This is a genomic window from Psychrobacter sp. GTC18467 (genome assembly GCF_055397455.1).
The window spans coordinates 691,005-716,836 of record NZ_AP038920.1 but is presented as its reverse complement, the minus strand read 5'-3'; the positions used below and the strand labels follow the sequence as shown (position 1 = coordinate 716,836).

Genomic DNA, 25,832 nt, shown 5'->3' with positions numbered 1-25,832 from the left:
TATGTCTCGGCTTTTTCGAGGGTTAATATGGTAATTTAATAACGTTTTGGTTTTACTTCACTTTCCCAAACCAAGGTTTCGCCTGATTCTGCCTTTTGCGTAAGTAAATATCGCGGGCTGAATTGATTGCTATTTTGCGATGGCGCTTGTTGCTCAGTTAACATAAGCTGGCTTGGTCTTAATGCCACAACGACAAATTTACGCCAGATGTTATCCAATCTTTTTCCAAAGCTAATGGCGGGTGAGGGGTCAGTTTGGGTTAACAAGGTTTGATTGACTGACAGTACGTAACTTCCGCCTATGCCTTGCTGACCGACTGAAGCGCCAAAGTGTTGCCTACGCTCATCGGTAGAGAAGCTTGCTGCGATCGGAACATCAGGCTGATAAAAGTCGTCAATCCGCTGTTGCTTGGCATCTGTTGCCCGAACCAGTCGCCAGTTATAGCGCTCTAATAACTCATGGGTAAGTGGAATCCCTGAAATGCTCTGCTGAGGCTTTGCTTTACCGCTAAAAATAAGCGCGGTGCCGTTGTTGATGCTCAGCGCGATTTTTGGTTGTGGTTGGCTTTCGGATAAAATATTAAAATTAAATCCAACATCGCCATAAGGCACAAATAAGTGCTCGAGTGCGGCTCGAATTTCACTATGGTCACTGTTTTGGCAAGTTTGCGCCGGAAGCGTTCTAAAATTATTAAAACGATAAAGGTAAGGTCGACCGATAACATCATTAATAAATACTTGATAACGGTGGCAGCCTTCATGAAACATCAATCGGTTAGGGAAAATATCCATGAGTAAAGGCGGGTCGTGGCGAAAGGGTTTGGTTTTGCCAGTCGCGCTTTTAACCTGAATTAATTGCCAATCGTAATAGGTCAAGCGCTCAAGCAATTGCGGCTTTGGTACGGCGTTTAAGCTAACGTTTTTAAAAGTTGGACTTGCTGAATTTTGATTAGCAGTTTTTGATAACGGTGCGGTTTGACAGCCAACTAGAAAGGTCAAACTAAGCGCTGCTATGGTTGTTAACGATAATTTTTTTAACATGATAATAAGCCGTTTAATCATTATTTTATCCGACCATAGCATAGACTTTTCTAAGATATTGGTAAAAAAATGTTTATCAAAAAGAGCAGTCCATAAAAAAGCCGCCTATTTATAAATAAGCGGCTTTTTTTAAAACAGATAAATAATTATGTGATTAATTATGCAGCGCGTTGCCTTTAGTGGTATCAACGGTGACTTTGGCAGGCTTGATGGGGTCAGGGACGCTCACCAAGGCTTCTTTTAACACCTCGTCAATGGTCGAGACCGGCTGAATGGTCAATCCTGCTTTGACATTGTCCGGAATGTCCGCTAGGTCGCGCTCATTGCTTGCTGGAATCAACACGTGCTTGATACCACCGCGATGGGCAGCAAGAAGCTTTTCTTTCAACCCGCCAATGCGTAGGATTTTACCGCGAAGGGTAATCTCCCCCGTCATGGCAATATCCGGTCGAATCGCAATTCCAGTCAATGCCGATACCAACGCCGTCGTTAGCGCGCCACCGGCTGAAGGACCATCTTTTGGCGTTGCACCCTCTGGCATATGGACGTGAATGTCAGTGTTTTTGATGGTTTCGTAATCGATACCGAGTAAATCCCCGCGAGCGCGAACCACACTCATCGCCGCGCGAATCGACTCTTTCATCACATCACCAAGAGAGCCTGTGAAAATCAGCTCGCCTTTGCCTTTCATTGCCGCTGCTTCAATGGTTAACAGCTCACCACCAACTTGCGTCCAAGCAAGACCGGTGACGCGACCGATTTCTGGCTCTTTTTCAGCTAAGCCGTAGTCGAACTGATGAACGCCTAGATAGTCGTCAATGTTGCTGTCGTCAACGGTGACAAGGTTGCGCTCGTCTTTTTTCGGAGCGCGAGCGCCGTGCGATTCGACCGACTCACGGACAACTTTTCGGCAGATTTTGTTGATTTCACGCTCAAGGTTACGAACGCCAGCTTCCCGAGTGTAGCTGCGAACGATGCTATGCAGCGCGGCATCAACGATTTTAATTTCGCCTTCTTTGAGCCCATTTTGCTTAACGGCTTTTGGCACCAAGTATTTTTGGGCGATATTGATTTTTTCTTCTTCGGTATAACCCGGAAGGCGAATCACTTCCATCCGGTCAAGTAGCGCCGGCGGAATGTCCATACTGTTGGCAGTACAAATAAACATCACTTGCGACAAGTCCAAGTCCATGTCTAAATAATGGTCGTTAAAGCTGTCGTTTTGCGATGGATCAAGCACCTCAAGTAGTGCTGATGCCGGATCGCCGCGGAAGTCTTGCGCCATTTTATCGACTTCGTCGAGTAAAAATAGCGGGTTTTTGACTTCAACTTTTGCCAACGACTGAACGATTTTACCGGGCATCGCACCGATATAGGTTCGTCTGTGACCACGGATTTCAGCTTCATCACGAACGCCGCCCAATGCCATCCGTACAAATTTGCGACCGGTTGCGCGAGCAATGGACTCCCCAAGCGAGGTTTTACCTACCCCTGGAGGACCCACTAAGCACAAGATAGGACCACGAAGTTTTTTCACTCGTGATTGCACCGCTAAATATTCCAAAATGCGGTCTTTCACATCTTGCAAGCCATAATGGTCTTCATCCAAGATAGTTTTGGCTTTATCAAGGTTGATCGACACTTTGCTTGCTGCGTTCCAAGGCGTGTCCAAAATCCACTCGATATAATTGCGGACGACGGACGACTCAGAGGAGGCAGGCGGCATCATTTTAAGCTTTTTAAACTCTTGCTCGGCTTTTTTGCGAACGTCTTCTGGCAAGTCGGCGTCTTTTAAGCGCTGCTCAAGCTCGGCGGTGTCGTCTTCCGCATCAAACGCGCCGTTATGAAGGTCTGAAAGCTCATTTTTAATGGCTTTCATTTTTTCATTTAAAAAGTACTCGCGCTGATTGTCTTCCATTTGTTGACGAACGGCGTCTTGGATGTCTTGCTCGATATTTTGCTCGGCGCTTTGCTTCACCAAATATTCAGTTAAGGTGTTGATGTGCGCTTTTAAATCGTCTTCTTCCAAAAACGACTGCTTGATATCCAAATCCATCGACACGCGAGTTGAGATGAAATACACCAATTCAAGCAAGTCATCGATACGTTTAGCAACGCGAATCAGCTCGCGAGCATTGCGCAGGCGTGCGTCGGCATAGCTTTCAAATAAGCTAATCAGTGCTTTGATGGTGTTTTTTTGTTGGCGCTCGTCCATCTCGACGTTCAAATCGGCGCGCTCAAAGCTTGCCATCAAGACGTCATCATGGTCTTCTAAGCTATCAACGCGGGCGCGGTATTCGCCCTCAATCAACACTTTGATGCAGTTGTCATCGCTGTCGTGCGGCATGGTGCTGACGATTCGGCAAACCGTGCCAAACTTATAAAGGTTGTCTTGGTCGATATCTTCGGTTAAAGAGTCTTTTTGTGCGACCACCAGCACCTTGCTGTCGTATTCGGCTTGCGCAAGCTCAACCGCTTTGACCGACGGCGCGCGACCGACGAACAGCGCAATTTGCATGTGCGGATAGACGACGACGTCACGAAGGGCTAAAAGGGGCAGGTAGTTCTCGGTTTTATCGGTGGCTTTGGTGCTGTCAAGCGCCTCATCATCGATATCAATGTTAATATTGTCAATATTATATTCAGTCATATAGTTTCCTCGTTAACCAGACTTGTCAAGTCAAGTTCGTGGTTCATGTTCTCTAAATGGTGCTGCGATAAAAAATTGCAAGGCTTAAGCTTGGGTTAATAACAAATAGTTGGTTATAAAAAATGATGGCTGCTTAACCCTTAATTTATAAGACTTTGCGCCAATTTACTAAAAAATAAGCCCTGTAAAAATTCCCGATGTCGCTAAAAAATCAGGTAAACTTGCGCCCGACTGTTTCAGGCTTTGCTTAAAAAACAGTAAGGCTAACGGAAAAAGTGATTTAAAAAAGTAAAAGGCGCTTGGGCGAGCGTCTGCTAGCTAGGCGTTGAAAAATTTGGGAGAAGTTATGACCATCAATGCAGTATTGGTTGCGGTGGTGATTATGCTTGGGCTGTCATTGGCTCGGGTTCACGTGGTATTAAGCTTGATCATCGGGGCGATGGCAGGCGGGCTGATTGCAGGGCTTGGCATGAGCGCAACGCTTGATGCGTTCAGTGAAGGCATTAAAAACGGCGCGCAAATTGCGTTATCTTACGCGCTGCTTGGGGCGTTTGCCGTGGCGATTGCCCATTCAGGATTGCCGCAGGCGCTTGCAGGCGGTGTCGTTCGGCGGATTGAAGCGGGCGGCACAAGCTTTTTGATTAAATACGGCTTGTTTTCAGGGCTGGTGCTCATGAGCTGCTTTAGCCAAAATTTAATCCCCATTCACATTGCCTTTATTCCGTTGCTTGTGCCGCCGCTGTTGCTTGCCTTTAACAAAATGCAAGTGGATAGACGGCTAGTAGCTTGCCTGATTACCTTTGGGTTGGTTACGACTTATATGTTTATCCCCTATGGCTTTGGCGATATTTACCTCAACCAAATCATGCTTAAAAACGTCGGTGAGGCGGGAATTGATGTGGCGAACATTTCGGTCACTCATGCGATGGCAATTCCGGCGCTTGGCATGGTGGCAGGGCTATTAACCGCCGTTTTTATCAGCTACCGAAAGCCGCGCCAATATGCGCAATTGAGTATTGACAAAGCCACCGAACAAGCCGCCATCGATAACGATCCGCTCAGCCAAACCGCCAAAAACGCACCCAAACAGCCATTATTTAAAACGCTTGTTGCTGTTGCCGCGCTGATTATTGCTTTTGTCGTGCAACTGCTGACCGACTCGTTGATTTTAGGCTCGATGTTTGGCTTTGGCGTATTTATGGCAACCGGCGTGGTCAAATGGCACGAAGCCGATACCGTATTTAACGATGGCATCAAATTGATGGCGATGATTGGTTTTATCATGATTACCGCGCAAGGCTTTGCTGAGGTGATGAAAGCGACCGAGCAAATTCAGCCATTGGTCGATGGGGCGGCGGCGCTGTTTTCTGGCAATAAAGCGATGGCAGCGTTTGTCATGCTACTGATTGGCTTGATTGTAACGATGGGGATTGGTTCGTCGTTTTCGACCATTCCAATTTTGGCGGCGATTTATGTTCCGCTTTGTATTTCTTTAGGGTTTTCGCCGCTTGCCACGGTGGCAATTGTCGGGACGGCAGGGGCGCTTGGTGATGCCGGGTCGCCGGCGTCCGATTCAACCCTTGGTCCCACCTCGGGGCTAAACATCGACGGTCAGCATGACCACATCAATGACAGCGTTATTCCGACCTTTATTCATTACAACATTCCGCTATTGATATTTGGCTGGGTGGCGGCGATGGTGCTTTAGGAAATATGTTAAGTTTAAAAATGGCGTTTAAATCAGGTTTAAATGTCATTTTTTTTGTTCAAAATCTGGCGGCTTCTCAAAATCTTCAATTTCGCTATTCAAGCGGTTTAAAAACGCATCACTTTGCGCCAATAGTTCACGCAATCGTTTTTCATTAATTAAGCTTGCAAGCTCCTTAGAATCAAAAGTTTGCTCTTGGCTATAATAGAGCAGCTCATAATCCGCTTTTTCTAACTCTTGCAAATGCTGTTCGACATTTTCTGCGCTAGAGTGGTTATCTAAAGATTTATTATTCATCAAAACCACCTTAATCCACTTGGCGAAATCACCCCATCAAGCGGAACGTCCCAAGGCGCGCGAACTAGCGTGACCGTTCGCTGAAAGTCATAGCACCAACCGATTTTTAACGGTTTTTTAGCACGAGCACGATAACTTTTTGCCAATGTCGTGTCATAAAAGCCGCCGCCCATTCCCATTCGCGTGCCAAAGCTATCAACCGCGGTCAGCGGGCAAAATATGACGTCAAGCTCATCTGCCCAAAGCAATCTGCGATGATGGTTTTGCTTCATGCCAAGGTTATGGATTCTGGTAGGAATAGTGATAAGTTTATGCTGATAAATCGGCACAAATCGTAGCCGTTTGTCGTGTTGACCAAGCGAGCCGACCACAGGCAAATACGGCGAAAAATTCATTTTTAAACACCAATCCAAAATCGGCTGCGTTGGTAACTCGCCAAAGCCATCATAATACAGCCCGATTTTGGCGCGGTTTGGCAGGCGAGAATTTAATTTATTCAGATAAACGCGGGCTTGATGGGCAAATTGACGGCGCTCTTGAGCACTCAACTTTCGCCGCTGCCTTGTAAAATAGCGCCGTGGCGGATTTGTCATCAGCGCGTCTTGAATATCAGCATCATTGTTAATAGAAGAAGTTATGGTTTTATTGTTAGTCATTATCGCGCCTTTGAAAAGTTTGCTTAAACATTCGCGCCAGTTTTTGCAAAAAGCTTAGGATTAATTGTTATTTTTGCGATACGATAGTTATCGTTATAGCTATCAAAAGCATTTTTGAATGGCAACGATATTTGTGATAACTCATGGTATCATAGCAAAGCGGTGCGGATTCAACATTAAAAGCCGTTTTAAAAATAAAGGTTTTTTATACCATTTTTTGGCAATTATCAAAAAAAAGAGGACTGTTATGTCGACAAATAATCAGGCAACCCGAACCGAAAAAGACACGATGGGCAACGTGGAAGTTCCTGCGGACGCCTATTGGGGCGCGCAAACTCAGCGCAGCCGCGAAAACTTCAAAATCGGTGGCGAAACCTTACCGCGACCAATGATTGAGGCGATGGCGCTGGTCAAAAAAGCGGCGGCAATCACCAACGCAAGCTTGGGACGCATTGACGATGATAAGCGCGACTTGATCGTCAAAGCTGCCGATGAAGTCATCAATGGCGGCTTAACCGACCAGTTTCCGCTTGTGGTTTGGCAGACCGGTTCAGGAACGCAGTCCAACATGAACATGAACGAAGTGCTTGCCAACCGCGCCAACGAAATCGCCGGCAATGCTCGCGGCAGCTATCAGCCGATTCACCCAAACGACCACGTCAACCACGCGCAATCGACCAATGACAGCTTCCCAACCGCCATTCGCGTTGCATCGGCGCGTCAAATTAATAGCTTGTTAATCCCTGCGGTAAAAGCGCTTCGCGATACGCTTGATGGCAAAGCAAATGAGTTTAGCGACATCGTCAAAATCGGTCGCACCCACTTACAAGATGCCACGCCATTGACGTTGGGGCAAGAGTTTAGCGGCTATGTCAGTCAGCTTGACCATGCGCTGATTCGCATTAACAACGCGCTGCAAGGGCTTTATGAGTTGCCGCTGGGTGGTACTGCCGTTGGCACAGGGCTAAACGCGCATCCCGATTACGCGGTAAAAGCGGCTGAGCAATTGGCAACTTTGACCGAGTTGCCGTTTGTCACCGCACCAAATAAATTTGAAGCGCTTGCCGCTCGTGATGCCGAAGTTTTTGCCTCCGGCGCGCTAAAAACTTTGGCAGCAAGTTTAAACAAAATCGCCAACGACATCCGCTGGCTTGCCTCAGGACCTCGCTGCGGCATCGGCGAGATTAAAATCCCTGAAAATGAGCCAGGATCGTCCATCATGCCGGGCAAAGTTAACCCTACTCAGTCCGAAGCCATGACCATGGTGGTTGCGCAAGTGCTTGGTAATGACACTGCCATCAACGTTGCGGGCGCGTCAGGCAACTTTGAATTGAACGTGTTTAAGCCAGTGATTGCTTATAATTTACTGCAATCCATCAAACTGCTAGGCGACGCTTGCAACAGCTTTAATGAGCATTGCGCGGTCGGTATTGAGCCGGTTAAAGAAAAAATTGACCATTATTTGCACAATTCACTCATGCTTGTGACCGCGCTGAACCGTCATGTTGGCTATGAAAACGCTGCCAAAATCGCCAAAACTGCCTATAAAGAAAACAAAACGCTGAAACAAGTGGCAGTTGAGCTTGGGTTATTAACTGAAGCTGAATTTGATGAGTGGGTGAAACCGGAGGAGATGGTTCATCCGTCGTAGGTTTGGTTTTCTTTTAATAAAAAAACCCTGCGATGATGCGGGGTTTTCTATCTGAAAATAAGAGTATTAAAAAAGTATCTTAACGTCGAGATTTATATTTATATATTTCGTAAAGAGTCATACAAGCGATTTTCATCAGTAACATTAAAAGAATTGAAAAAGTTGGATTTAGGCATTAAACAACTTATTTTCGGTCTTCTTTAATAGCAAATTAATTATTGTTAATTCTTCCTTGCTCATACCACTCATCAATCTATTTTCTAAAGATATATGTGAGGCAACTGCCCTATCTATTAAACAAATACCTTCAGTTGTTAATTGAACTAACAAGCTACGCTTATCGTCTGGATTATCAATTCGCTCAATAAGCTGCTTTTTCTCTAAGTGTTGTAAGCGGTTTGTCATAGTACCTGAGCTTACCATCATACTGTCAAATAATACTGTTGGACTTAAGCAGTAAGGCTTGCCTGCTCGTCGTAGAGTGGCTAATACATCAAATTCCCAGTGGGAAAGCTGATAATTAATTTTATAATTAGCAGATAACCTGCGCATTAATATAACTTCTAATCGCTTTATGCGCCCTATAGTTTCCATCGCTAATAACTCATCACTATGAAAGCCTTGGTTTTGCCATTGGCTAATAATATATTGCACGGAATCTTCTTGTTGTGATTCTTTTGATAGCATCTAATTGTCTCCTGTAAGAATCAGATTTGCCGCAATGTTATCATCTAAGCCGATACTTAAGGGGTCTAAATTTTTGTATAACGATGATCTACCAAGTAAGCTAAATAAAATAGTTTCATTTTATGAACATATATTTATAAAATCTACCATAGGTTGATAGCTATTTATCTTGACATAGAGATATTTAGTGATATCCTCATACTACGATACATTTTTATCAAGAAGGTATTTCATGGATGAGCAAAAAACAGAAAATAAATTCTTCTCTAATAACGCTTGGTTAATCCCTTTAATGTGCCTTCTAGCAGGCGGCTCTTTACTAGGCATCTCTACTAATCTTGCGAAATATGCAGGTGAAATTAATCTAGCCCCTCTTGCTTTTTTATTTTGGTCGATTGCTGGTGCTTCACTCATACTGTTGATCATATCTTTTTTAAGGAAGGAGCTTCCGCCCCTGAATGCTCGCAGTTTTGAGTATTACATCATCGCAGCTCTTGTTAGTGTAGCGGGCTCAAACTTGATTTTCTTTTCAGCCATTCCTCACGTTGGCGCGGGTTTTGTTGCCCTAATTATCGCTTTACCACCGTTATTAACATATATGGGTGCTCTGTTGCTTCGTATGGAGTACTTTCAATCTACTCGAGCGTTCGGAGTAGCGGCAGCGCTTTTAGGCGCAGGGGTATTAGCAGCTCATAAGTTTTCAGCCCCAAATGCTAATACTCTTTGGATAGTCATTACACTTTGCGGTCCTGTATTGCTAGCGATTGGTAATCTCTATCGCACTCTACGCTGGCCACAAGGAGCATCACCTAATGCCTTAGCTCCAGGAATGCTAATTGCAGCTGCTATTAGCCTTGGAATTACTAGTATTATAACCAACATTTCTTTAGCTATTCCAAATCAAAACCTTTATCCTTTTATCTTAATTGTAATCCAAGCTTTTGTTTTTTCAGGTCAGTTCTTATTACTGTTTTTATTGCAAAAAACTGGGGGACCTGTGCTTTTAAGCCTACTAGGGTCGGTTGGGGCAGTTGTTGGCGTTCCTGTTGCTATATTCTTACAAGGCGAAGCGCCGCCAGATGGGCTTATTTTGGGTGCTTCTTTAATCGCACTTGGGATTGCTTCTGTGAGTTGGGGTGGCATAAAAATACAGAAACAGTCTCAAGCTAAAGCGTAATCCTATAGTTCTTTAGACTTTATAGAGAATATTTAGACATGCAATACAAACAAAAAAGGCTAAGTAGAATACATAGCCTTTTTTATTAATTTTAGACTCCCTAAAACTTATAAAGCAGCCCAATCGCCGTATTTGCTTCTAACCGTGAGTCCACCATCGGGCTGTCATACAGATCATTGGGCAAGTAATTCAGGCTTTGGCTGGCAAACCCTGCCCATTTATCGTTAATGTCATAATTGGCGCTGACGCTGACATACGGATTCACGCTTGGGCTTGGCTGATACGCAGCGACCCCTGAGCGCGCGGATTCCTCGTTGCTTACGCCGTAATAATACTCATTGTATTTTCTATCGTGCCACTCAAAGCCTGCGCTTGGGTACACGGTCAGCTTGTCTTTGCTGACTTTGGCAAGGTAGGTGAGCCTGCCAAGGCTACCGTCATTGCGCCCCAAAATATCAGTGGCAAGCTGAGCGCGAAATCCGCCAACCGGCGTCAATCGTAAATACGTCAATCCTGCTGCCGCCGACCATTTGCGCTTATCAAGCTTAGACAATGCGCCATTGGCATCGTCAGGGTCAAACTCGCTTCCGGCAAGCTCTGTGTACGCCGACAGCTGATTGCTGCCATCATTGATCAGATAAACGCCCGCTTGAGCGCCGCGAGCGTAGATTTTATTGTTGTCATAAAACACACCCGGCAACACGCGAACCTCCGTGCCATCGGTATCGTAAGCGCTCTTGTTAATCAGCACGTTTGCGCCAACGCTAAGTTGGGCATTTTTATCAACAGGAATGTTATCAAACTCAAACGCTTGCGCGCTCATGGCAAAAACGGCGGTGCTGAGCACAAAAAGTTGCGCTTTTTTTGGGCTTTTTATTTTAAAACTTAGGGGGTTAAAAATCGTCATCATCGACTCTCATTATGGGTAAAAATTATAAAATATTAACGTCATCATACCATCAAAATAGCTTAATTTATCATGGTAAGCGCGGCAATAATTTGCTGATGAATGCTTTGCCACCAGCCAAAAAAACCAAGCGCAATTAGCGCAATGACAAGCCACGGAAAAAATTGCCAAGGGCTTATTTTTGGTTTGGTCGTTTGCGTTGGTGAGGGGTAATAGGTGATTTTGGTGACAGGGTCAAAATAAGCTGAGGGCGCGGGCGGGTCAAACTTGTAAGTCAAAGCAAAGGCGGCGGCAATAATGACGCCGGTAATCGCGCCGCCGATGTGACCGGCGTTATCAATCCCCGGAACGGCGAAGCCATAAACCAAGTTAATTGCCATAATGATGACCAAGCTTTTTAAATTCAGCTGCAAACCATTCACCGAAATTTTAAACAGCGCAATGATGAGGAGCGCCGCGCCAATCCCCATGATGCCGCCTGACGCCCCTGCTGAAATCCCCGGCTGAGCGCCGGATTCTAAAATGGCGTTCCAAATGATTTGGCTGTTTAATAGATTACCGCCGATTGCCGATAATAAAAACAGCGCCAAAAACTTAGCCGATCCCAAAATGGGTTCGGCAACTTGACCAAAAAAGTACATAGCAAAGCTGTTAAAAAGCAAATGCATGAGGCCAATATGTAAAAAAGCGCTCGTCACCAAGCGCCAAGGCTCACCGCCCATGGTAAAGGGCAGGGCGTTTGCGCCCCAATGCAGTAGCGCCTCGGTGGAAGGCTCATTGGCATCCACGCCGCTGTAAACTTGAAAGGCAAACAGCCCAACAAAGCTAATTAAAAGTAAGGTCGTAACGGGAGCGGTTTTTAATAATTGCTGAGCGGTCATAACAAAGGTCAATATCACTAGTTATAATGGTAAATTGACAGTATAACGGCTCAGGGTTGGATTATAAAATGCAAGTGTAATGCTTTTGGTTTTAAAAACTTACCAATTAATCGGCGTCACAAACGGCGGTGCTGATTTTAAATGCTCAAACGTGCCTTTGACCAAAATGTCTTGATTAACCTCATTAATATCGGTATGACCACAAAACGCCATGCTGATGTCGCATTCGTTATAAATCAGCTCAAGCGCTCGGCGAACGCCATCTTCACCAAATGCGCCAAGACCGTATAAAAACGCCCGACCGATCATCGTGCCAGTAGCGCCCATGGCGATGGCTTTGAGCACGTCTTGACCGGATCTAATACCGCTATCAAGCCAAACTTCGATGTTGCTGTTTTCAGCGCGAACCGCTTGAACGATGTCGGACAGCGCCGCAATGGAGGAGGGCGCGCCGTCCAATTGCCGACCGCCGTGGTTGGATACTATCAGCGCATCGGCGCCAACTTTTGCTGCTAAAATGGCGTCTTCAGGTTCCATAATGCCTTTGATAATCAGCTTGCCACCCCAAAGGTCTTTAATCCGTGCCACGTCATCCCAACTAAGCGCCGGGTCAAATTGCTCCGCCGTCCACGCTGACAAGGACGACAAATCCTCAACGTCTTTGGCGTGACCGACGATGTTGCCAAACGTTCGCCGCTTCGTGCCCAGCATATTAAAGCACCATTCAGGCTTGGTCATGAGGTTGAGCATATTAGCAAGGGTCGGCTTTGGGGGCGCAGAAAGTCCATTTTTAATGTCTTTATGACGCTGACCTAACACTTGTAAATCGGCGGTTAAAATCAGCGCCGAGCAATTGGCAGCTTGAGCGCGGCGGATGAGATTTGCCATAAATTCTTTATCGCGCATCACATAAAGCTGAAACCAAAACGGCGCAGTGGTATGCGCTGCCACGTCTTCAATGGAGCAAATACTCATGGTCGAAAGCGAAAACGGCACGCCAAACTTTTCAGCAGCTCGAGCCGCGTGAATTTCACCATCCGCCCACATCATTCCGGTAAAACCAGTTGGCGCAATGGCAACGGGCATATTCACTGGTGTGCCAAGCATTTGGCTTGCAAGCGAGCGCCCCTCCATATTGACCATCACCCGCTGACGCAGCTTGATTTTGTCAAAATCGGTTTCATTATTGCGATACGTCGTCTGCGTCCACGATCCTGAATCGACATAATCATAAAACATTCGCGGCAACTTGCGCTGGGCAATGCGCCGTAGGTCTTCGATCTCGGTAATGGTGCTGAGTTTCATGCTTGCAGACTCCTGAATTTTTATGAAGAAAACGCCTTGATATTCTCAATATTTAAACCACTTACTACTGTTATATCAAGGCGCTATTTATCAATTTACTCGGTTTTGCTCAGCTATTTTAACAGAAGCCGCGGCGTTTTTAGACATCATTGCCATGATGCCAAAAAAGGCAACGGGCCAAATTACTGCCAAAATCCACCACCAAAGCTGCCCAAAGATGAGTCCCATACCAATGAGTCCGGCTTGAATCACATAATAAGTCATGGCAAGTAGCGTTTTTCGGATGACATAACCTTCTTTATCCATAAGACCAACGACCGCGCAGGCTGCCACGACGTTATGAACCGAAATCATATTTCCTGCCGCCCCGCCAACGGCTTGCAGCGCCACCACTTGACCGGCAAGGTTGCCATCAAGACCAATTTGGCTTGCCGTTGACCACTGAAAATAGGCAAACATCATATTACTGACCGTATTTGAGCCGGCAATAAACGCCCCCATTGCCCCAATCCACGGCGAAATCAGCGGCCAAGCATTTTCAAAGGCGGCAGCGGCACTTTCTGCCAATAAAATCGGCATGGCAGGAAGCGCGTTTGCCACATCCGCTGCTGACCCTGAATTGATAAAGACTTGAACCATCGGAACGGAAAATAACAGCGCAGGCGCTGCCGCCACCATCGTGATTGCCGAATTGCGCCAACTGCGCTTGACCATGCCGCCGTTCATGTTAAACAATAAAATGCAAATCAACGAGGTCACAATCAAAATTGCACCGGGGGAATACGCCAATTGAACTTTGCTTGAAATGGTGGTGCCAAACAAATTGCTAAATTCAAAACTGGTTAAATTACCGGTTAAAAATGCTTTTAACGGTGCAACGGTTCGGGTCAAAATCAGCAGCGCAATGACGATTAAATACGGGGAAAAGGCGCGGATTAATGAAAATTTTGGCGCAACGTTATCATCAAATTTTTCCTCGGTAAGCGTTCCCAGCCAATCTTTATCCCAAGACGCTCTTGGGGCAAAATGAAAGATTTCTTTAGGCATTAAAAAGCCGCGCTTTGCTGCGGGCAGAACAATCATCAAGCCAATAAAGCCGCCAACCAATGAGGGGAATTCAGGCCCTAAATATTTGGCAACCAAATAATAAGGAATGGTAAAGCTCAGTCCTGCAAAAATCGCAAACGGCCAAACTTTTAGCCCTTCAACAAATGAGCGTTTTTCACCAAAAAACCGCGTTAAAAAGGCGCTTAAAATCAGCGGAATTAAAAAGCCAACGACGGCATGAATTAAGCCAATATCTGCGGTGATTTGCAAAAGGTAATTTTCAGGCGTCATCGGGGCAATTGCTTGGGCAATGTCTGGCTTATCATCAATCCCCGTCCAAACACCAAGCAAGACCGGCGTTCCCACGGCGCCAAACGATACTGGCGTCGATTGAATAATCAGCACCGCCATCACGCAAGCCATGGCAGGAAAACCAAGCGCGAATAAAAGCGGCGCGCCAATGGCGGAGGGCGTTCCAAATCCGGAGGAGCCTTCCACCATCGAGCAAAACAGCCAAGCCACGATGATGGCTTGAATCCGCCGGTCGGGGGAGATGTCCATAAAGCCTTTGCGAATGGCAACAATGGCGCCGGCTTCTTTTAAAGTGTTAAGCAGTAAAATCGCCGCAAAAACGATGAATAATAAGGTAAGCGCAACGATAACGCCGTTGGCGGTTGCCGCTGCCACTTGAGCGCCGCTGGCATGCCAGACAAATAGCGCTAAAAGGGCAGTCACCAAGTAAGCCACACTCATTGAGATTTTGGCAGGAAGCCGAAGAATGACAAGTAATACAAGAACCACGAGGATAGGCGCGAGCGCCAAAAAGACATACATAATCAACCATCCTTGTTATTATGAATCGAGAAGTCCTAGAAACAAACTAGCAAGAATTGGCGCGCTTTACTAGCAGAAAATGTATTTTTTGATATTGATTCTTATTGGTGAATATTGATTGGCGTTTTAAGCAATTGATTATCAATAAAAAAAGCAGGATTAAGGGTTAAAAATAAATCCTAATCCTGCTTATTTTTGTACATTTTTTTAAATTTGCTATTGGTCTAACAGTTCAATCCAATGCTTGACCGGAACGTCCGCTCGGCTGCCCAAATGCAGCTGACAGCCGACGTTTGCGGTAACGATTTGTTCAGGGTTATCAATGCTCAAATCATTCAGCTTATTGGTTAACAGCTCTTGGCTAAGCTTGGGCTGCAGCAGTGAATACGTTCCGGCTGAGCCGCAGCATAAGTGCTTGTTTTGAGTTCGGGTTAACTCAAATCCGGCTTTTTGCAAGATTTGCTCGACCGCGCCGCCAAGCTTTTGACCATGTTGCAAGGAGCAAGGGCAATGAACCGCCGTTTTTGCTGCTGAGTTTTTAAGCTCTAATTTGCCCAAATCCTCTTTGATTAAAATTTCGGTTAAGTCTTTGGTCATTTCGCTCACCCGCTTTGCTTTTTCGGCGTAGTTGGGGTCGTGGCGCAATTTTTCGCCGTATTCTTTGACCATGGAGCCGCAGCCAGAAGCGTTCATGACGATGGCTTCAACGCCCGATTCGATATGCGGCCACCAAGCGTCAATATTTCGGCGCATAAAGCCAAGACCTTCTTCATGAGCGGGCATGTGATAGCTTGCCGCACCGCAGCAGCCGGCATCGGGGGCGGCAAATAAGCTGATGCCAAGCTTATCAAGAACGCGAGCAGCGGCAATATTGGTGTTAGGCGTGGCGGCAGGTTGCGCGCAGCCCTCTAATACAAGCATTCGCCGCTCATGCTGCTGAGTTGGTCGCGGCTTGGTGATTTGTTTTACTGGGACTTGGTTTTTTAACTCTTTTGGTAAAAACGCCCGAAAAAGTTGCCCAAGTCGCAATAAAAAACCAAAGCGGCGCGGATAGGGCAGCACTTTTAAAATCAGCCAACGTTTAAGCTTTTGGTTGGGCGGTCGCTCTAATTGCTGTTCCATGATGTCGCGACCAATTTCTGCCAATCTGCCATATTGAACGCCGGATGGGCAGGTGGTTTCGCAGCTTCGGCAGGTGAGGCAGCGATCAAGGTGCTTTTGTGATTTTTCGCTCACCGTTCCGGTTTCAAGCATTTGCTTCATGAGATAAATCCGACCACGTGGACCATCGCGCTCATCGCCAAGCTCCTGATAGGTCGGGCAGGTGGCGTTACAAAATCCGCAGTGAACACAGGTTCGCAAAATGGCTTCTGCTTCATCAATATCCGGATGGTCTAAATATTTAACATTGATTTGGGTTCGCATGGCGCTCTCCTATTACATCCAGCTATAAAGCCGTCCGGGATTAAAAATGGCGTTGGGGTCAAAGGCGTGTTTTAAGCGTTGATGAATCAGCTTTAGCGCTTCAGGCTGAGTATGAAACACCTCGCTATCGCGATTGCCGCCGCGATACAGGCTGACTTGACCGCCCATTTTTTCAGCGATGGCTTCAAGCTCGGCTTTGTTAAAATCCCCTTTTAACCAGCGCTGAGCGCCGCCCCAATCAATCAGCCAATTTTCACTTGGCAATACATGCTCCGCGCTACTTTTCACCGAAAATCGCCAAAGCGGCGCGTCACTGGCAAAAAAGTCTAAGCGATGTTCGCGAAGCTGTTCCCAAAAGGCGTCGCCATCGTCTAAAACTGAGCCATTCACCTCGCGAGCCGTCGTTTCAACTGCGCTTTTTGCACCGGCCAAGCGCAAATACAGCTGACCGTTTAACCAACACGCACCAGTTAATGGCTTTGGTTGACCTGACAAGCGGTTCATGGTGTCAATGGCTTGCTCGGTGCTCATGTTTTGAACTACCGTTAAGCTTGCCGCAGGTTTTGGCATGATTTTAAGGCTCACCTCACTGATGATGCCAAGCGTTCCCATGGCGCCGGCTTGCATTCGTGACACGTCGTAACCGGCAACGTTTTTCATCACTTGACCGCCAAAGCGCAAATGCTCGCCGTTGCCATTGATGAGGCGAATCCCAAGCACGTGGTCGCGAATCGAGCCGCTCCAAGGTCTCGCAGGTCCTGATAAATGACAAGCTAGCGTTCCGCCCAACGTGGCTTTATCGTTAAATAAAGGCGGCTCAAACGCCATCATTTGCTGATGCTCGCTCAAGGCGTCTTTAATTTGTGATAAGGGCGTTCCGGCGCGAGCGGTCAATACCAACTCAACCGGCTCATAGCTGATAATGCCGCTATGCTCGGCAAGTGATATGGGCGCTCCTGTTGGTGTTCGTCCCATAAAGGCTTTGCTGCCGCCGCCGATGATTTGTAGCGCCGTGCCGTCACTCGCGGCTTGTTTAACTTGCTCAATCAGTTGAGCGCTGATATCTGTCATGCCGGCTCTCCTTGTTGGGCGTCGTTTTTAATCGCATCAAGCGTTCGATACTCTTGGCAGCGCTTTAAAATGGGAATACCCTTACCAGGGTTGAGCGTACCATTTGGGTCAAAGGCGTGTTTGATGGCATGAAATTGCGCCAGTTCTTCATCATTAAACTGAACGGCCATTTGCCGGATTTTTTCAACGCCAACGCCATGCTCGCCGGTGATACAGCCGCCAACTTTGACGCAAAGCTCCAAGATTTTACTGCCAAATTCTTCGGTGCGTTCAAGCTCGCCTGCCACGTTGGCATCAAATAAAATCAGCGGATGCAAATTGCCATCGCCCGCGTGAAACACGTTGGCAACTTTTAAGCCGTAATGGTCGGAAAGTTTTTGCATTTCGGTTAAGACAAAGGCAAGCTGACTTCGTGGAATCGTGCCATCCATACAATAGTAATCGGGGGAAATGCGACCAACGGCAGGGAATGCTGATTTGCGACCTTTCCAAAGAAGCGCGCGCTCAGCTTCACTTTGCGAGACGCGAGTGGCGGTGGCGCCAAAGTCAATAAACAGCTGCTCAACCTGCGCAATTTGCTCAATCACTTCAGCCTCACTGCCGTCCAATTCGCAAAGCAGCAGCGCTTGGGCGTCCGTTGGGTAACCGGCATGAGCAAAGGCTTCAGCCGCAATAATGGCAGGGCTGTCCATCATTTCAAGCCCCGCCGGAATGATACCTTTGGCAATCACCCCGCCAACGGCATCGCCTGCCGCTTGAACCGTGTCAAACGCCGCCATGATGACTTGCGCCATCGAAGGGCTTGGCAACAATTTTACCGTGACTTCCGTAATAACCCCAAGTAAGCCTTCAGAGCCGGTAATCAGCGCCATTAAATCGATGCCGTTATTATCTAAACCTTCGCTGCCAAGGGTGATTAACTCGCCCTCAACAGTGACCATTTCGACCTTTAATAGATTGTGAACGGTCAAACCATATTTTAGGCAGTGAACGCCGCCGGAGTTTTCAGCGACATTGCCGCCGATGGAGCAGGCAATTTGCGAGGAGGGGTCAGGACCATAATATAAGCCGTAATGGGTCGCCGCCTCGCTAATGGCTAAATTGCGAACCCCCGGTTGCAAGCGTGCGCTGCGGGCAAGCGGGTCAATCTCAAGGATATGTTTAAATCGGGATAATACGAGCAAAACGCCGTCAGGGTTGGGCATGGCACCGGCACAAAGCCCCGTTCCTGCACCGCGCGCCACTACAGGAATATCAAAACGGTGGCAAATTCGCATCACCTCTTGAACCTCGGCAACCGTCCCTGGCAGCACCACCAAAAGCGGCATATCGCAATACACCGACAGCCCATCACACTCAAACGGCTTTTGCGTCTCGGCATCGCAAATGACAAATTGCGGCTCAAGAAAGGCGCGAAACATCTCGGCAAGCGCGGCTTTGTCCGGTCGTTGGCTTGGATTCATGAAAGCTCTCCTTTGCTTACTGAATTTGGCTAGAATCCTTTGATTATTACACAGATAACGGTTGTGACATAATAAAAAAGCCAAGTTGCCGTAACTAAACCGTCATAAAGTGAGATAATTTGCATTAATTAATCAAATGATTTTAATTAAAATGCTATAAAAAAAGGCGGTAACCCCGCCCAATTAGGTATTTCAAAGCTTAAGTATTTCAAAGCTAGCGCTTCTAAAACCAAAAGCAAATTATCAATGTATCAATGTATTAAAATAAAAAACTACAACAACCACTGCAAATCCAGTACCGAAAACGGAAAATCAAGCCTTGAATTTTTCGTTAAAATCACCGGAATTTGCGTGGCAAACTGCATTATTAATTCTTCATCAAAATCAGCAATATCCACTTTAATATAGTCAATGAGATAAACTTTTTGAAAATCGTTTAATAACTGCTCAGCAACATCACATAAATGGCAGCCTGTCGTGCCAAGCAGCCACCACGACTCCTTATTAGGGCTATCAATAGACGGCAGCTGTGCTGATATAGTCGCGCGAAGCTGCTCGGCAGTGGCGGCTGAATTTGCGGTTGCAGGCAAGGTCATAATTGGCTCTTTTGTTGCTCACGTGTCGCTCTATCATAAAGAAAGTGCGCGGTTAATGACAGCCAATCCTAGATTAGGTAAGATACCCGCAATTTATTTTGCAAGATTGCAGCCGCAACTTGCTCATTTGGAAGCTTGTTTCATGACCTTAATTGGCAAATTTTTTAAACGATTGCTGCTTGCTGTTATGCTGCTGGTGGTGGCGTTTCATTTGATGGTGGCAGGGCTATTGGTGGTTTGGAAAACGCAACCGGTGACTAACAGCATGTTTATGCTCAAGCACCGCTTGACGGTGGGTAAGGTCACTCAGTCTTGGGCAGATTACGACGCCATTGCCAAATCAGCAAAACAAGCCGCCATTGCCAGTGAAGACGCCAAATTCACTCAGCATAATGGCTTTGATTTACAAGGCATAGAAGCTGCGCACAAAAAAAACGAAGCGTCCGGCAAAATGGCAGCCGGCGGCTCAACCATCACTCAGCAATTGGCAAAAAATTTATTTTTAACCTCACACCGCTCTTATTTGCGTAAAGGCGAGGAAGCATTGCTTACCGTGATGATTGAAAAAATGTGGAATAAAAAACGCATTTTAACCGTTTATTTAAACGTGGCTGAGTTTGGCAATGGCATTTATGGCATTGATGCGGCGGCTCACCATTACTTTAATAAATCAGCGGCGAAGCTGAACCGTGATGAAGCCGCGATGCTCATTAGTATGCTGCCCAATCCCAAGTATTACGAAAAAAACCGCAATGATCGGCGCTTAAAAAACAAGCAGCGCATCATTAAACGGCGCATGAATAGCGCCATTTTGCCGCAATAACTTTTGTCAAACTTATCTTATAGCGTTAAATCGCGTCAATTAGGGGTTTTTTGCGGCGAAAGCAAGACAAATCGGCTGATAGGGACTAAAATAATACCCCTTGATAGCAGAAGATAAGGAATCGCGGCATGACCCAAAAATCCACAGCGAAAAAAACTGACAACGCTTTAGCAGCAAGTGACCGTCATGAAAGCGCTTTAAACGAAATCAATTGGCAGCGCTTTGATGATGGCAGCTATTCGGCAAACAGTTATATCAACCGCGAAATCTCCTTGCTTCAGTTTCATCTTCGGGTTCTTGCCCAAGCGGCAAGCCCGCGCCATCCGCTGCTTGAGCGCTTGTTTTTCTTGATTATTTTTTCATCCAACATGGATGAGTTTTTTGAAATTCGCGTTGCAGGACTGATGCAAAAGCTGAATTTAGGCAACGTGGCTGCCACGCCGCACGGTATGCGCCCCAGTGAGGTGTTAGACGAAATCTCAGTGATTGCGCACCGTGCGATTGCTGAGCAATACCGACTGCTGAACGAAGATATTTTGCCAGCGCTTGCCCTTGAAGATATCCGTTATTTAAAGCGCGATGAGCTGACCCCTGAAGAGTCGGCGTGGATGAAGCAGTATTTTATCGAGCAAGTGATGCCGGTATTGACGCCAATCAGCATTGACCCTGCGCATCCATTTCCAAGGCTCGTGAATAAAAGCCTTAACTTTATTGCAAGCCTTGAGGGCAAAGATGCCTTTGGTCGCGATATTAATCTTGCGATTGTTCCTGCGCCGCGAAGCCTGCCGCGGGTTATCCGTTTGCCTGACGAGCTGACCGGCGGCAAAGAACACCATGTGATGTTATCTGCCATTATTCACGAGCATGTGAGCGAATTGTTCCCGGGCGTTAACGTCACCGGCTGCCATCAATTCCGCTTGACCCGAAACGCCGATTTGGACTTAGCGGACGACGTGGACGACATTGCCAAAGCGCTTGAGGGTGAGCTTGAAAACCGCCGCTTTGGGGATAAAGTCCGCCTTGAGGTCACCACCGATTGCCCAAAACACATGAGCGATTATTTGCTTGAGGAGTTTGGGCTTCATGACAATCAGCTTTACCGCGTCAATGGTCCGGTCAACTTAACGCGGCTCTTGTTTGACTTTAACATTCCTAACTTGCGTTATCAGCCGTTTAACTTTGTCATTCCCAAAGCCTTTCGCCGTGATATTGACAAGCTTGAACGCAGCACCAGTATGTTTGCTGCCATTCGTAAAGGCGACGTGTTGGTTCATCATCCATTTAATGCGTTCTCGCCTGTGGTCAATCTGCTTTGGCAAGCCGCTAGTGACCCCAAAGTTTTAGCGATTAAACAAACGCTTTATCGCTCTGGAACCAACTCTGAAATCGTTCAAGCGCTCGCTGCTGCTGCCCGAAATGGTAAAGAAGTCACCGCGGTGATTGAACTTCGCGCCCGCTTTGATGAAGCCTCCAACATTGCTGTTGCCAATTATTTGCAAGAAGCCGGCGCGGTTGTCGTTTACGGCATCGTGGGTTATAAAACTCATGCCAAATTGATGCTGATTGTCCGCCGCGAGGACAACAAAATCCGCCGCTACGTTCACATGGGAACGGGGAACTATCACGCCGGCAACGCCAAAGCCTATACCGATTACGGCTTATTTACCGCTGACCCTGATATGTCCGAAGACGTTCACAAAATTTTCCAAGAACTGACCGGAATGGGCAAACCTGCCAACCTCAAAAAGCTGCTTCATGCGCCCTTTACCTTGCATGACTCGCTAATAAGCTTTATTGATGCTGAAATCGAGAACGCCAAAGCTGGCAAGCGCGGTCATATCATCGTTAAAGTTAATGCCTTAACTGAGCGCCGTTTGATTGACAAGCTTTATGATGCCTCACAAGCGGGGGTCAAAATTGAGCTGATTTTGCGATCCATGTGCTGCTTGCGACCACAGGTTCAAGGCTTGTCCGAAAACATCACCGTCCGCTCGGTCATTGGTCGCTTTTTGGAGCATACCCGCGTTTATTATTTTTATAATAATGGCAACGAGCGCCTATATTGCAGCAGCGCCGACTGGATGGACCGCAACTTATTCCACCGCGTTGAAGTGGCGTTCCCGATTGAAGACAAAGCGCTGTTTGACCAAATCTATCAAGATGGTCTGATTAATTATCTTAAAGACAATGTCCAAGCTTGGGAGCTTGACGGCGAGGGCAATTGGCACCAATTGCAGCCAAAAGACGGCGAAAGCCCCCATATCGCGCAAAATCATTTGCTAAGAACCATTAATAGCGTCATTGATGATAACTGATTGATAATAACTGATTGATAGTAAAAGTTTTTAAAAAATTAAGCGCCCTTAATTCAACTTGAATTAGGGGCATTATTTTTTATTAAAGCTTAGGAAAAGGAGTAAGTAATTTTACAAAGCCAACGTAAGCCCCACAATTTTTCACATATTACTACCGCAAGCCACTGGCAGTTGTTTTTATGTCCTTTATAATAAAAAATAGTTGAGAACTATTCTTAGTGTTAATAATTATAAAAATGAAGAATATCATTAATAATAAAGGACAAAACAACAATGAGTACGCAAAGTAACACCGGCAATCAAACCAATAAAACTGAGAATGTTTCAGAAGTTAAAAAAGCGGCGGACAATGTTAGCCCAAAAAAGCTTGCTGAAAATTTGCAAAAAGACAAGCCAGTTCACACGCCTGAGAAGTTAACTGAGTCGCAAGAAACGCCATTTATTGATGAGGATTTGCGCACGGATAATTAACCTTAAGTTAAAGCGTTAAAATTTTTGATTTTAAAAATAATTATGAAGGAGAAAACAATGATGAATAAAGATACAGGGGCAAAAATTGTTGGCATTCCCCCTGAAGACGTTCCCTTAGATGCCGACCCTATACTTGCCGTTGATAAATCAGCCGCGGACGGCTCATCACAAGACCCAAGATTGGTCAATAATGAAGAGGCAGTTGTGGTGGACGACCCTGCGGTAGGAGAAGTAGAAAATCCACGCGGCAGTTACAAAGGTCGCAAAGACTTGCCTAACATTAAAGGTCCCGAAGCACCATCACAAGAAACGGACGAGGTCTATTCCGACCCAAGAAAAGAAGAAGATTTACCGCCTGCCGGCAAAAATGTAGGCGAGCTTAATGCATTTAATTTAGGTAAAGAGGACAATCTTTAAACGTTTAAAAAAGCGAACTGTAAGTTTATCGCTAAAGCTAAATAAGTTGGACGACCGCTTTACCACGATATCAATAACTGCTTAATCAAAATTAAGCTTAAAATAATAAAGGATAGCATCATGGAAACCCGCGACCCAAACTTAACCAAAACGAGAATTACCGATACTGAGCGTGAGCGTTTGGCAACTGATGTTCATTATGACCATCATCATGCCCATGTTCAAAACCCAATCACTGATACCATGCAAGAAACGGTCATTGGCTCAGGGTTTTTAGAGCCAAATGAGCTTCAAGACAAACTTGACCCAGAAGGCGCGCCGCATCATTCAGATGGCACACCACACTCAAGCGTTCATCATAATGCAGCGCCGCTTCATGAGTCACGCCGCGCAGAGCTTGCAGCGGCAACCGCTCATCCTATGGATGGCAAAACTACGGACACCATGCAAGAAACGGTCATCGGTTCCTGTCGACTCGGTGATACTACTATGGATGGCTCAACCCTCCATGAGTCAACCCTTCATGATTCAGAGTTGGCATATGGCTCTGAATTGAATCAATCCCACGTTGCGGCTGAAAGCCGAATGGGGCAGACGACGCTTAAAAACCCGCAGACCGACGCTATGGCGGTGGAAGAATTGCAAGCCAGCCGCGCGCCGATGGCTGCTCGAACCGAGGAGCGTATTAACGAGCGTGATATTGAGGCGCACACCCATGTTGAAAACGGAGCCGACAAGTTTGATTCAGAGGTGATGCAAACTGAGCACGTCAATACCGGTGACAATCCAGCCCGTGAGCCTGACCGCCGCGACCAAGAAGGTAGTCCGTTTGATGGCGATATCAATGAAGAAACCACCGGAACTGAAATCCCAAAAAGTGAATTTATCGGCGACCATAACCGCTATGCCAGCGTTGATAATGCCCAATCTCGCGTGTTGCCTATAGAAGATAAAGATGATGACAAAAGCTATAACCGCTACAATGAATAACGGTGGTTAACCGCAATAATAAAAGGTGACTTATGACAGTTAAAGATCAAAATGATGCGCCGCTGATGCTGATGGCTGATGACGATATCAAAGCCAATCGGCAGTACCATTTAGCAGATGCCGATGATTTTGATGGCGTTGTCCCAGAAGATGCCTTGCAAAAGGTCAATCCGCAATTGGCAGAGCGCATCACTTCCGATCATGATCCGCACGGCGTCGTCAAAAATGGATTAAATGCTAAGAGTTAATGAGTGCTCAACAGGATCAAATCAAAATTAGGCAATGGCGAGAGATTGCCTAATTTTTTACGGTTAGTAGTTCATTAATCTGCAATAGCCGCCGGCTCGCCACTATGAAAGCGCAGCTCAGAATCAGGACTTGAAATCAGCTCGCTTTCCACCGCTTTAAAAAACTGAACGCGGTCACCAATTGGCGTAGCACTTAGCGACTGCGCCAATGCCAAATAGTCCTCAAAATGACGGCTTTCAGATTTGAGTAAATAGCGGTAATAGCGCGCCAGGCGCTCATCATCAATGCGCTCAGCTAACGCCGCAAAGCGCTCACAAGACCGCGCTTCAATAAACGCGCCAATGATGAGAACATCAATCATCGCTTCAGGCTCAAACGTTCTTTTATGCTTGAGCATGCCTTTGGCGTAACGCCCTGCGCTTAGGTACTGCCACGCTTGACCGCGATCATTCATGATGCCAAGCACCTGCTCATAATGTAGCATTTCTTCACGGATAAGCTGCGCCAACTTTTTTTGCAAATCATAAGAAAACTCATAACGAAACATCAAGTTCATCGCCGTTCCTGCCGCCTTTTTTTCGCAATTGGCGTGGTCTTGAATAATCAGCGGCAAATTGGTAAGCGCAGCTTGAACCCAACTTGGCGACGTTCGAGCGCCTAAAAACTCATAAATAGCCGTTAAATCCACGGCGATGGGTGACTTAATATGATTGATATCGGCGCTGTCATCGGTTAACGGGTCATTAAGATAGCTTGAGGCTGCTGAATTTGAGGTATTTGGATCAGTTTTATTCATAAAGACTTCAATGATAGGTGATAAATGAGCGATAAATTAGAAAAATAGTAGGGTTTTAAGCCAACGCAATAATTACTTACAGTTTGCGCTTACTGACTGGTCATCAAAATTTGTGTCTCCTATTATACCGCTAAAGCTATAGTGGATATAGGACATCATTAATATAAAAGCCCAACATTTATTTTAAAAATGACAATATATTGTTAATTTTATAATTTGATAGTAGTATAAGGATTAGATTTTAAGACAAATTATATTATTATTGATAAAAACGATAACCAAAAAGTAATATCGATAAGGGGTTTTATCTGTATCTAGGCAATAAATAGTCTGCTGAAATTCGGACTTAAGGTTGTCATTAAATAGTCATCATAAT

The 25,832-nt window shown here is 46.1% G+C and carries 23 protein-coding genes; 9 read left to right on the top strand and 14 right to left on the bottom strand.

Annotated features, from left to right (window positions below; genetic code table 11):
- Window positions 1-35: 35 nt before the first annotated feature.
- Both ACZ5XY_RS03005 and lon read right to left on the bottom strand, forming a co-directional pair.
- The gene (locus ACZ5XY_RS03005) at window positions 36-998 is read right to left on the bottom strand and encodes a hypothetical protein (RefSeq protein WP_464742837.1); all 963 of its coding nucleotides are present in this window, start codon (window positions 996-998) and stop codon (window positions 36-38) included.
- A gap of 196 nt (window positions 999-1,194) precedes the next feature.
- Window positions 1,195-3,654: an endopeptidase La gene (lon, locus tag ACZ5XY_RS03000; RefSeq protein ID WP_464743725.1), complete on the bottom strand. Its 2,460-nt coding sequence runs from the start codon at window positions 3,652-3,654 to the stop codon at window positions 1,195-1,197.
- A gap of 382 nt (window positions 3,655-4,036) precedes the next feature.
- On the opposite strand from lon, the gene ACZ5XY_RS02995 reads away from it, so the two are divergent.
- On the top strand, window positions 4,037-5,398 hold the full coding sequence (locus ACZ5XY_RS02995) for a Na+/H+ antiporter family protein (protein ID WP_464742835.1): 1,362 nt from the start codon (window positions 4,037-4,039) through the stop codon (window positions 5,396-5,398).
- 45 nt (window positions 5,399-5,443) lie between these two features.
- On the opposite strand, the gene ACZ5XY_RS02990 is transcribed toward ACZ5XY_RS02995, so the two are convergent.
- Window positions 5,444-5,695 carry a hypothetical protein gene (locus tag ACZ5XY_RS02990; RefSeq protein WP_464743723.1) on the bottom strand — a complete coding sequence of 84 codons (252 nt, stop codon included), beginning with the start codon at window positions 5,693-5,695 and terminating at the stop codon, window positions 5,444-5,446.
- Window positions 5,695-6,351, bottom strand: a complete 657-nt coding sequence (locus ACZ5XY_RS02985) for a 5-formyltetrahydrofolate cyclo-ligase (RefSeq protein ID WP_464742833.1) — start codon at window positions 6,349-6,351, stop codon at window positions 5,695-5,697. Before ACZ5XY_RS02985 ends, ACZ5XY_RS02990 begins: the two co-directional genes overlap by 1 nt.
- Before the next feature lie 247 nt (window positions 6,352-6,598).
- On the opposite strand from ACZ5XY_RS02985, the gene fumC reads away from it, so the two are divergent.
- Window positions 6,599-8,002 (top strand): class II fumarate hydratase, encoded by a 1,404-nt coding sequence (fumC, locus tag ACZ5XY_RS02980; protein ID WP_464742831.1) that lies wholly within the window; start codon window positions 6,599-6,601, stop codon window positions 8,000-8,002.
- Between the two features lie 168 nt (window positions 8,003-8,170).
- Here fumC and ACZ5XY_RS02975 read toward each other — a convergent pair whose 3' ends face one another.
- Window positions 8,171-8,689 carry a MarR family winged helix-turn-helix transcriptional regulator gene (locus ACZ5XY_RS02975; protein ID WP_464742829.1) on the bottom strand — a complete coding sequence of 173 codons (519 nt, stop codon included), beginning with the start codon at window positions 8,687-8,689 and terminating at the stop codon, window positions 8,171-8,173.
- A gap of 232 nt (window positions 8,690-8,921) precedes the next feature.
- Here ACZ5XY_RS02975 and ACZ5XY_RS02970 point away from each other — a divergent pair, with 232 nt between their 5' ends.
- A complete protein-coding gene (locus tag ACZ5XY_RS02970; protein ID WP_464742827.1) occupies window positions 8,922-9,866 on the top strand; it encodes a DMT family transporter in 945 nt (314 codons plus the stop codon).
- 100 nt (window positions 9,867-9,966) lie between these two features.
- Here ACZ5XY_RS02970 and ACZ5XY_RS02965 read toward each other — a convergent pair whose 3' ends face one another.
- The 8 genes from ACZ5XY_RS02965 to ACZ5XY_RS02930 form a co-directional block, all read right to left on the bottom strand.
- Window positions 9,967-10,776 (bottom strand): MipA/OmpV family protein, encoded by an 810-nt coding sequence (locus ACZ5XY_RS02965; protein ID WP_464742825.1) that lies wholly within the window; start codon window positions 10,774-10,776, stop codon window positions 9,967-9,969.
- A gap of 59 nt (window positions 10,777-10,835) precedes the next feature.
- A complete protein-coding gene (locus tag ACZ5XY_RS02960) occupies window positions 10,836-11,654 on the bottom strand; it encodes a rhomboid family intramembrane serine protease (RefSeq protein WP_464742823.1) in 819 nt (272 codons plus the stop codon).
- 99 nt (window positions 11,655-11,753) lie between these two features.
- Window positions 11,754-12,959 carry an alpha-hydroxy acid oxidase gene (locus ACZ5XY_RS02955; RefSeq protein WP_464742821.1) on the bottom strand — a complete coding sequence of 402 codons (1,206 nt, stop codon included), beginning with the start codon at window positions 12,957-12,959 and terminating at the stop codon, window positions 11,754-11,756.
- Between the two features lie 90 nt (window positions 12,960-13,049).
- Complete coding sequence (locus tag ACZ5XY_RS02950) at window positions 13,050-14,840, bottom strand: L-lactate permease (protein ID WP_464742819.1); 1,791 nt, start codon at window positions 14,838-14,840, stop codon at window positions 13,050-13,052.
- 216 nt (window positions 14,841-15,056) lie between these two features.
- Window positions 15,057-16,265 carry a glycolate oxidase subunit GlcF gene (gene glcF / locus ACZ5XY_RS02945; RefSeq protein WP_464742817.1) on the bottom strand — a complete coding sequence of 403 codons (1,209 nt, stop codon included), beginning with the start codon at window positions 16,263-16,265 and terminating at the stop codon, window positions 15,057-15,059.
- 12 nt (window positions 16,266-16,277) lie between these two features.
- Window positions 16,278-17,336 carry a glycolate oxidase subunit GlcE gene (glcE, locus tag ACZ5XY_RS02940; protein ID WP_464742815.1) on the bottom strand — a complete coding sequence of 353 codons (1,059 nt, stop codon included), beginning with the start codon at window positions 17,334-17,336 and terminating at the stop codon, window positions 16,278-16,280.
- The gene (locus tag ACZ5XY_RS02935; protein ID WP_464742813.1) at window positions 17,333-18,799 is read right to left on the bottom strand and encodes an FAD-linked oxidase C-terminal domain-containing protein; all 1,467 of its coding nucleotides are present in this window, start codon (window positions 18,797-18,799) and stop codon (window positions 17,333-17,335) included. The genes glcE and ACZ5XY_RS02935 overlap by 4 nt, the downstream gene beginning before the upstream one ends.
- A 272-nt stretch (window positions 18,800-19,071) precedes the next feature.
- Window positions 19,072-19,395 carry a glutaredoxin family protein gene (locus ACZ5XY_RS02930; protein WP_464742811.1) on the bottom strand — a complete coding sequence of 108 codons (324 nt, stop codon included), beginning with the start codon at window positions 19,393-19,395 and terminating at the stop codon, window positions 19,072-19,074.
- Between the two features lie 142 nt (window positions 19,396-19,537).
- Between ACZ5XY_RS02930 and mtgA the strand changes: the two genes are divergently transcribed.
- From mtgA to ACZ5XY_RS02900, 6 genes are all read left to right on the top strand, one after another.
- Window positions 19,538-20,218, top strand: a complete 681-nt coding sequence (gene mtgA / locus ACZ5XY_RS02925) for a monofunctional biosynthetic peptidoglycan transglycosylase (RefSeq protein WP_464742809.1) — start codon at window positions 19,538-19,540, stop codon at window positions 20,216-20,218.
- Window positions 20,219-20,346: 128 nt separating this feature from the next.
- Complete coding sequence (gene ppk1 / locus ACZ5XY_RS02920; protein WP_464742807.1) at window positions 20,347-22,533, top strand: polyphosphate kinase 1; 2,187 nt, start codon at window positions 20,347-20,349, stop codon at window positions 22,531-22,533.
- Window positions 22,534-22,806: 273 nt separating this feature from the next.
- Window positions 22,807-23,004, top strand: a complete 198-nt coding sequence (locus ACZ5XY_RS02915; RefSeq protein WP_464742805.1) for a hypothetical protein — start codon at window positions 22,807-22,809, stop codon at window positions 23,002-23,004.
- A gap of 57 nt (window positions 23,005-23,061) precedes the next feature.
- On the top strand, window positions 23,062-23,421 hold the full coding sequence (locus ACZ5XY_RS02910) for a hypothetical protein (protein WP_464742803.1): 360 nt from the start codon (window positions 23,062-23,064) through the stop codon (window positions 23,419-23,421).
- Window positions 23,422-23,541: 120 nt separating this feature from the next.
- Complete coding sequence (locus ACZ5XY_RS02905; protein ID WP_464742801.1) at window positions 23,542-24,411, top strand: hypothetical protein; 870 nt, start codon at window positions 23,542-23,544, stop codon at window positions 24,409-24,411.
- Window positions 24,412-24,443: 32 nt separating this feature from the next.
- On the top strand, window positions 24,444-24,659 hold the full coding sequence (locus tag ACZ5XY_RS02900; protein ID WP_464742799.1) for a hypothetical protein: 216 nt from the start codon (window positions 24,444-24,446) through the stop codon (window positions 24,657-24,659).
- A 74-nt stretch (window positions 24,660-24,733) separates the two neighbouring features.
- On the opposite strand, the gene ACZ5XY_RS02895 is transcribed toward ACZ5XY_RS02900, so the two are convergent.
- Window positions 24,734-25,456 (bottom strand): MiaE family protein, encoded by a 723-nt coding sequence (locus ACZ5XY_RS02895; RefSeq protein WP_464742797.1) that lies wholly within the window; start codon window positions 25,454-25,456, stop codon window positions 24,734-24,736.
- Between the last annotated feature and the right edge of the window lie 376 nt (window positions 25,457-25,832).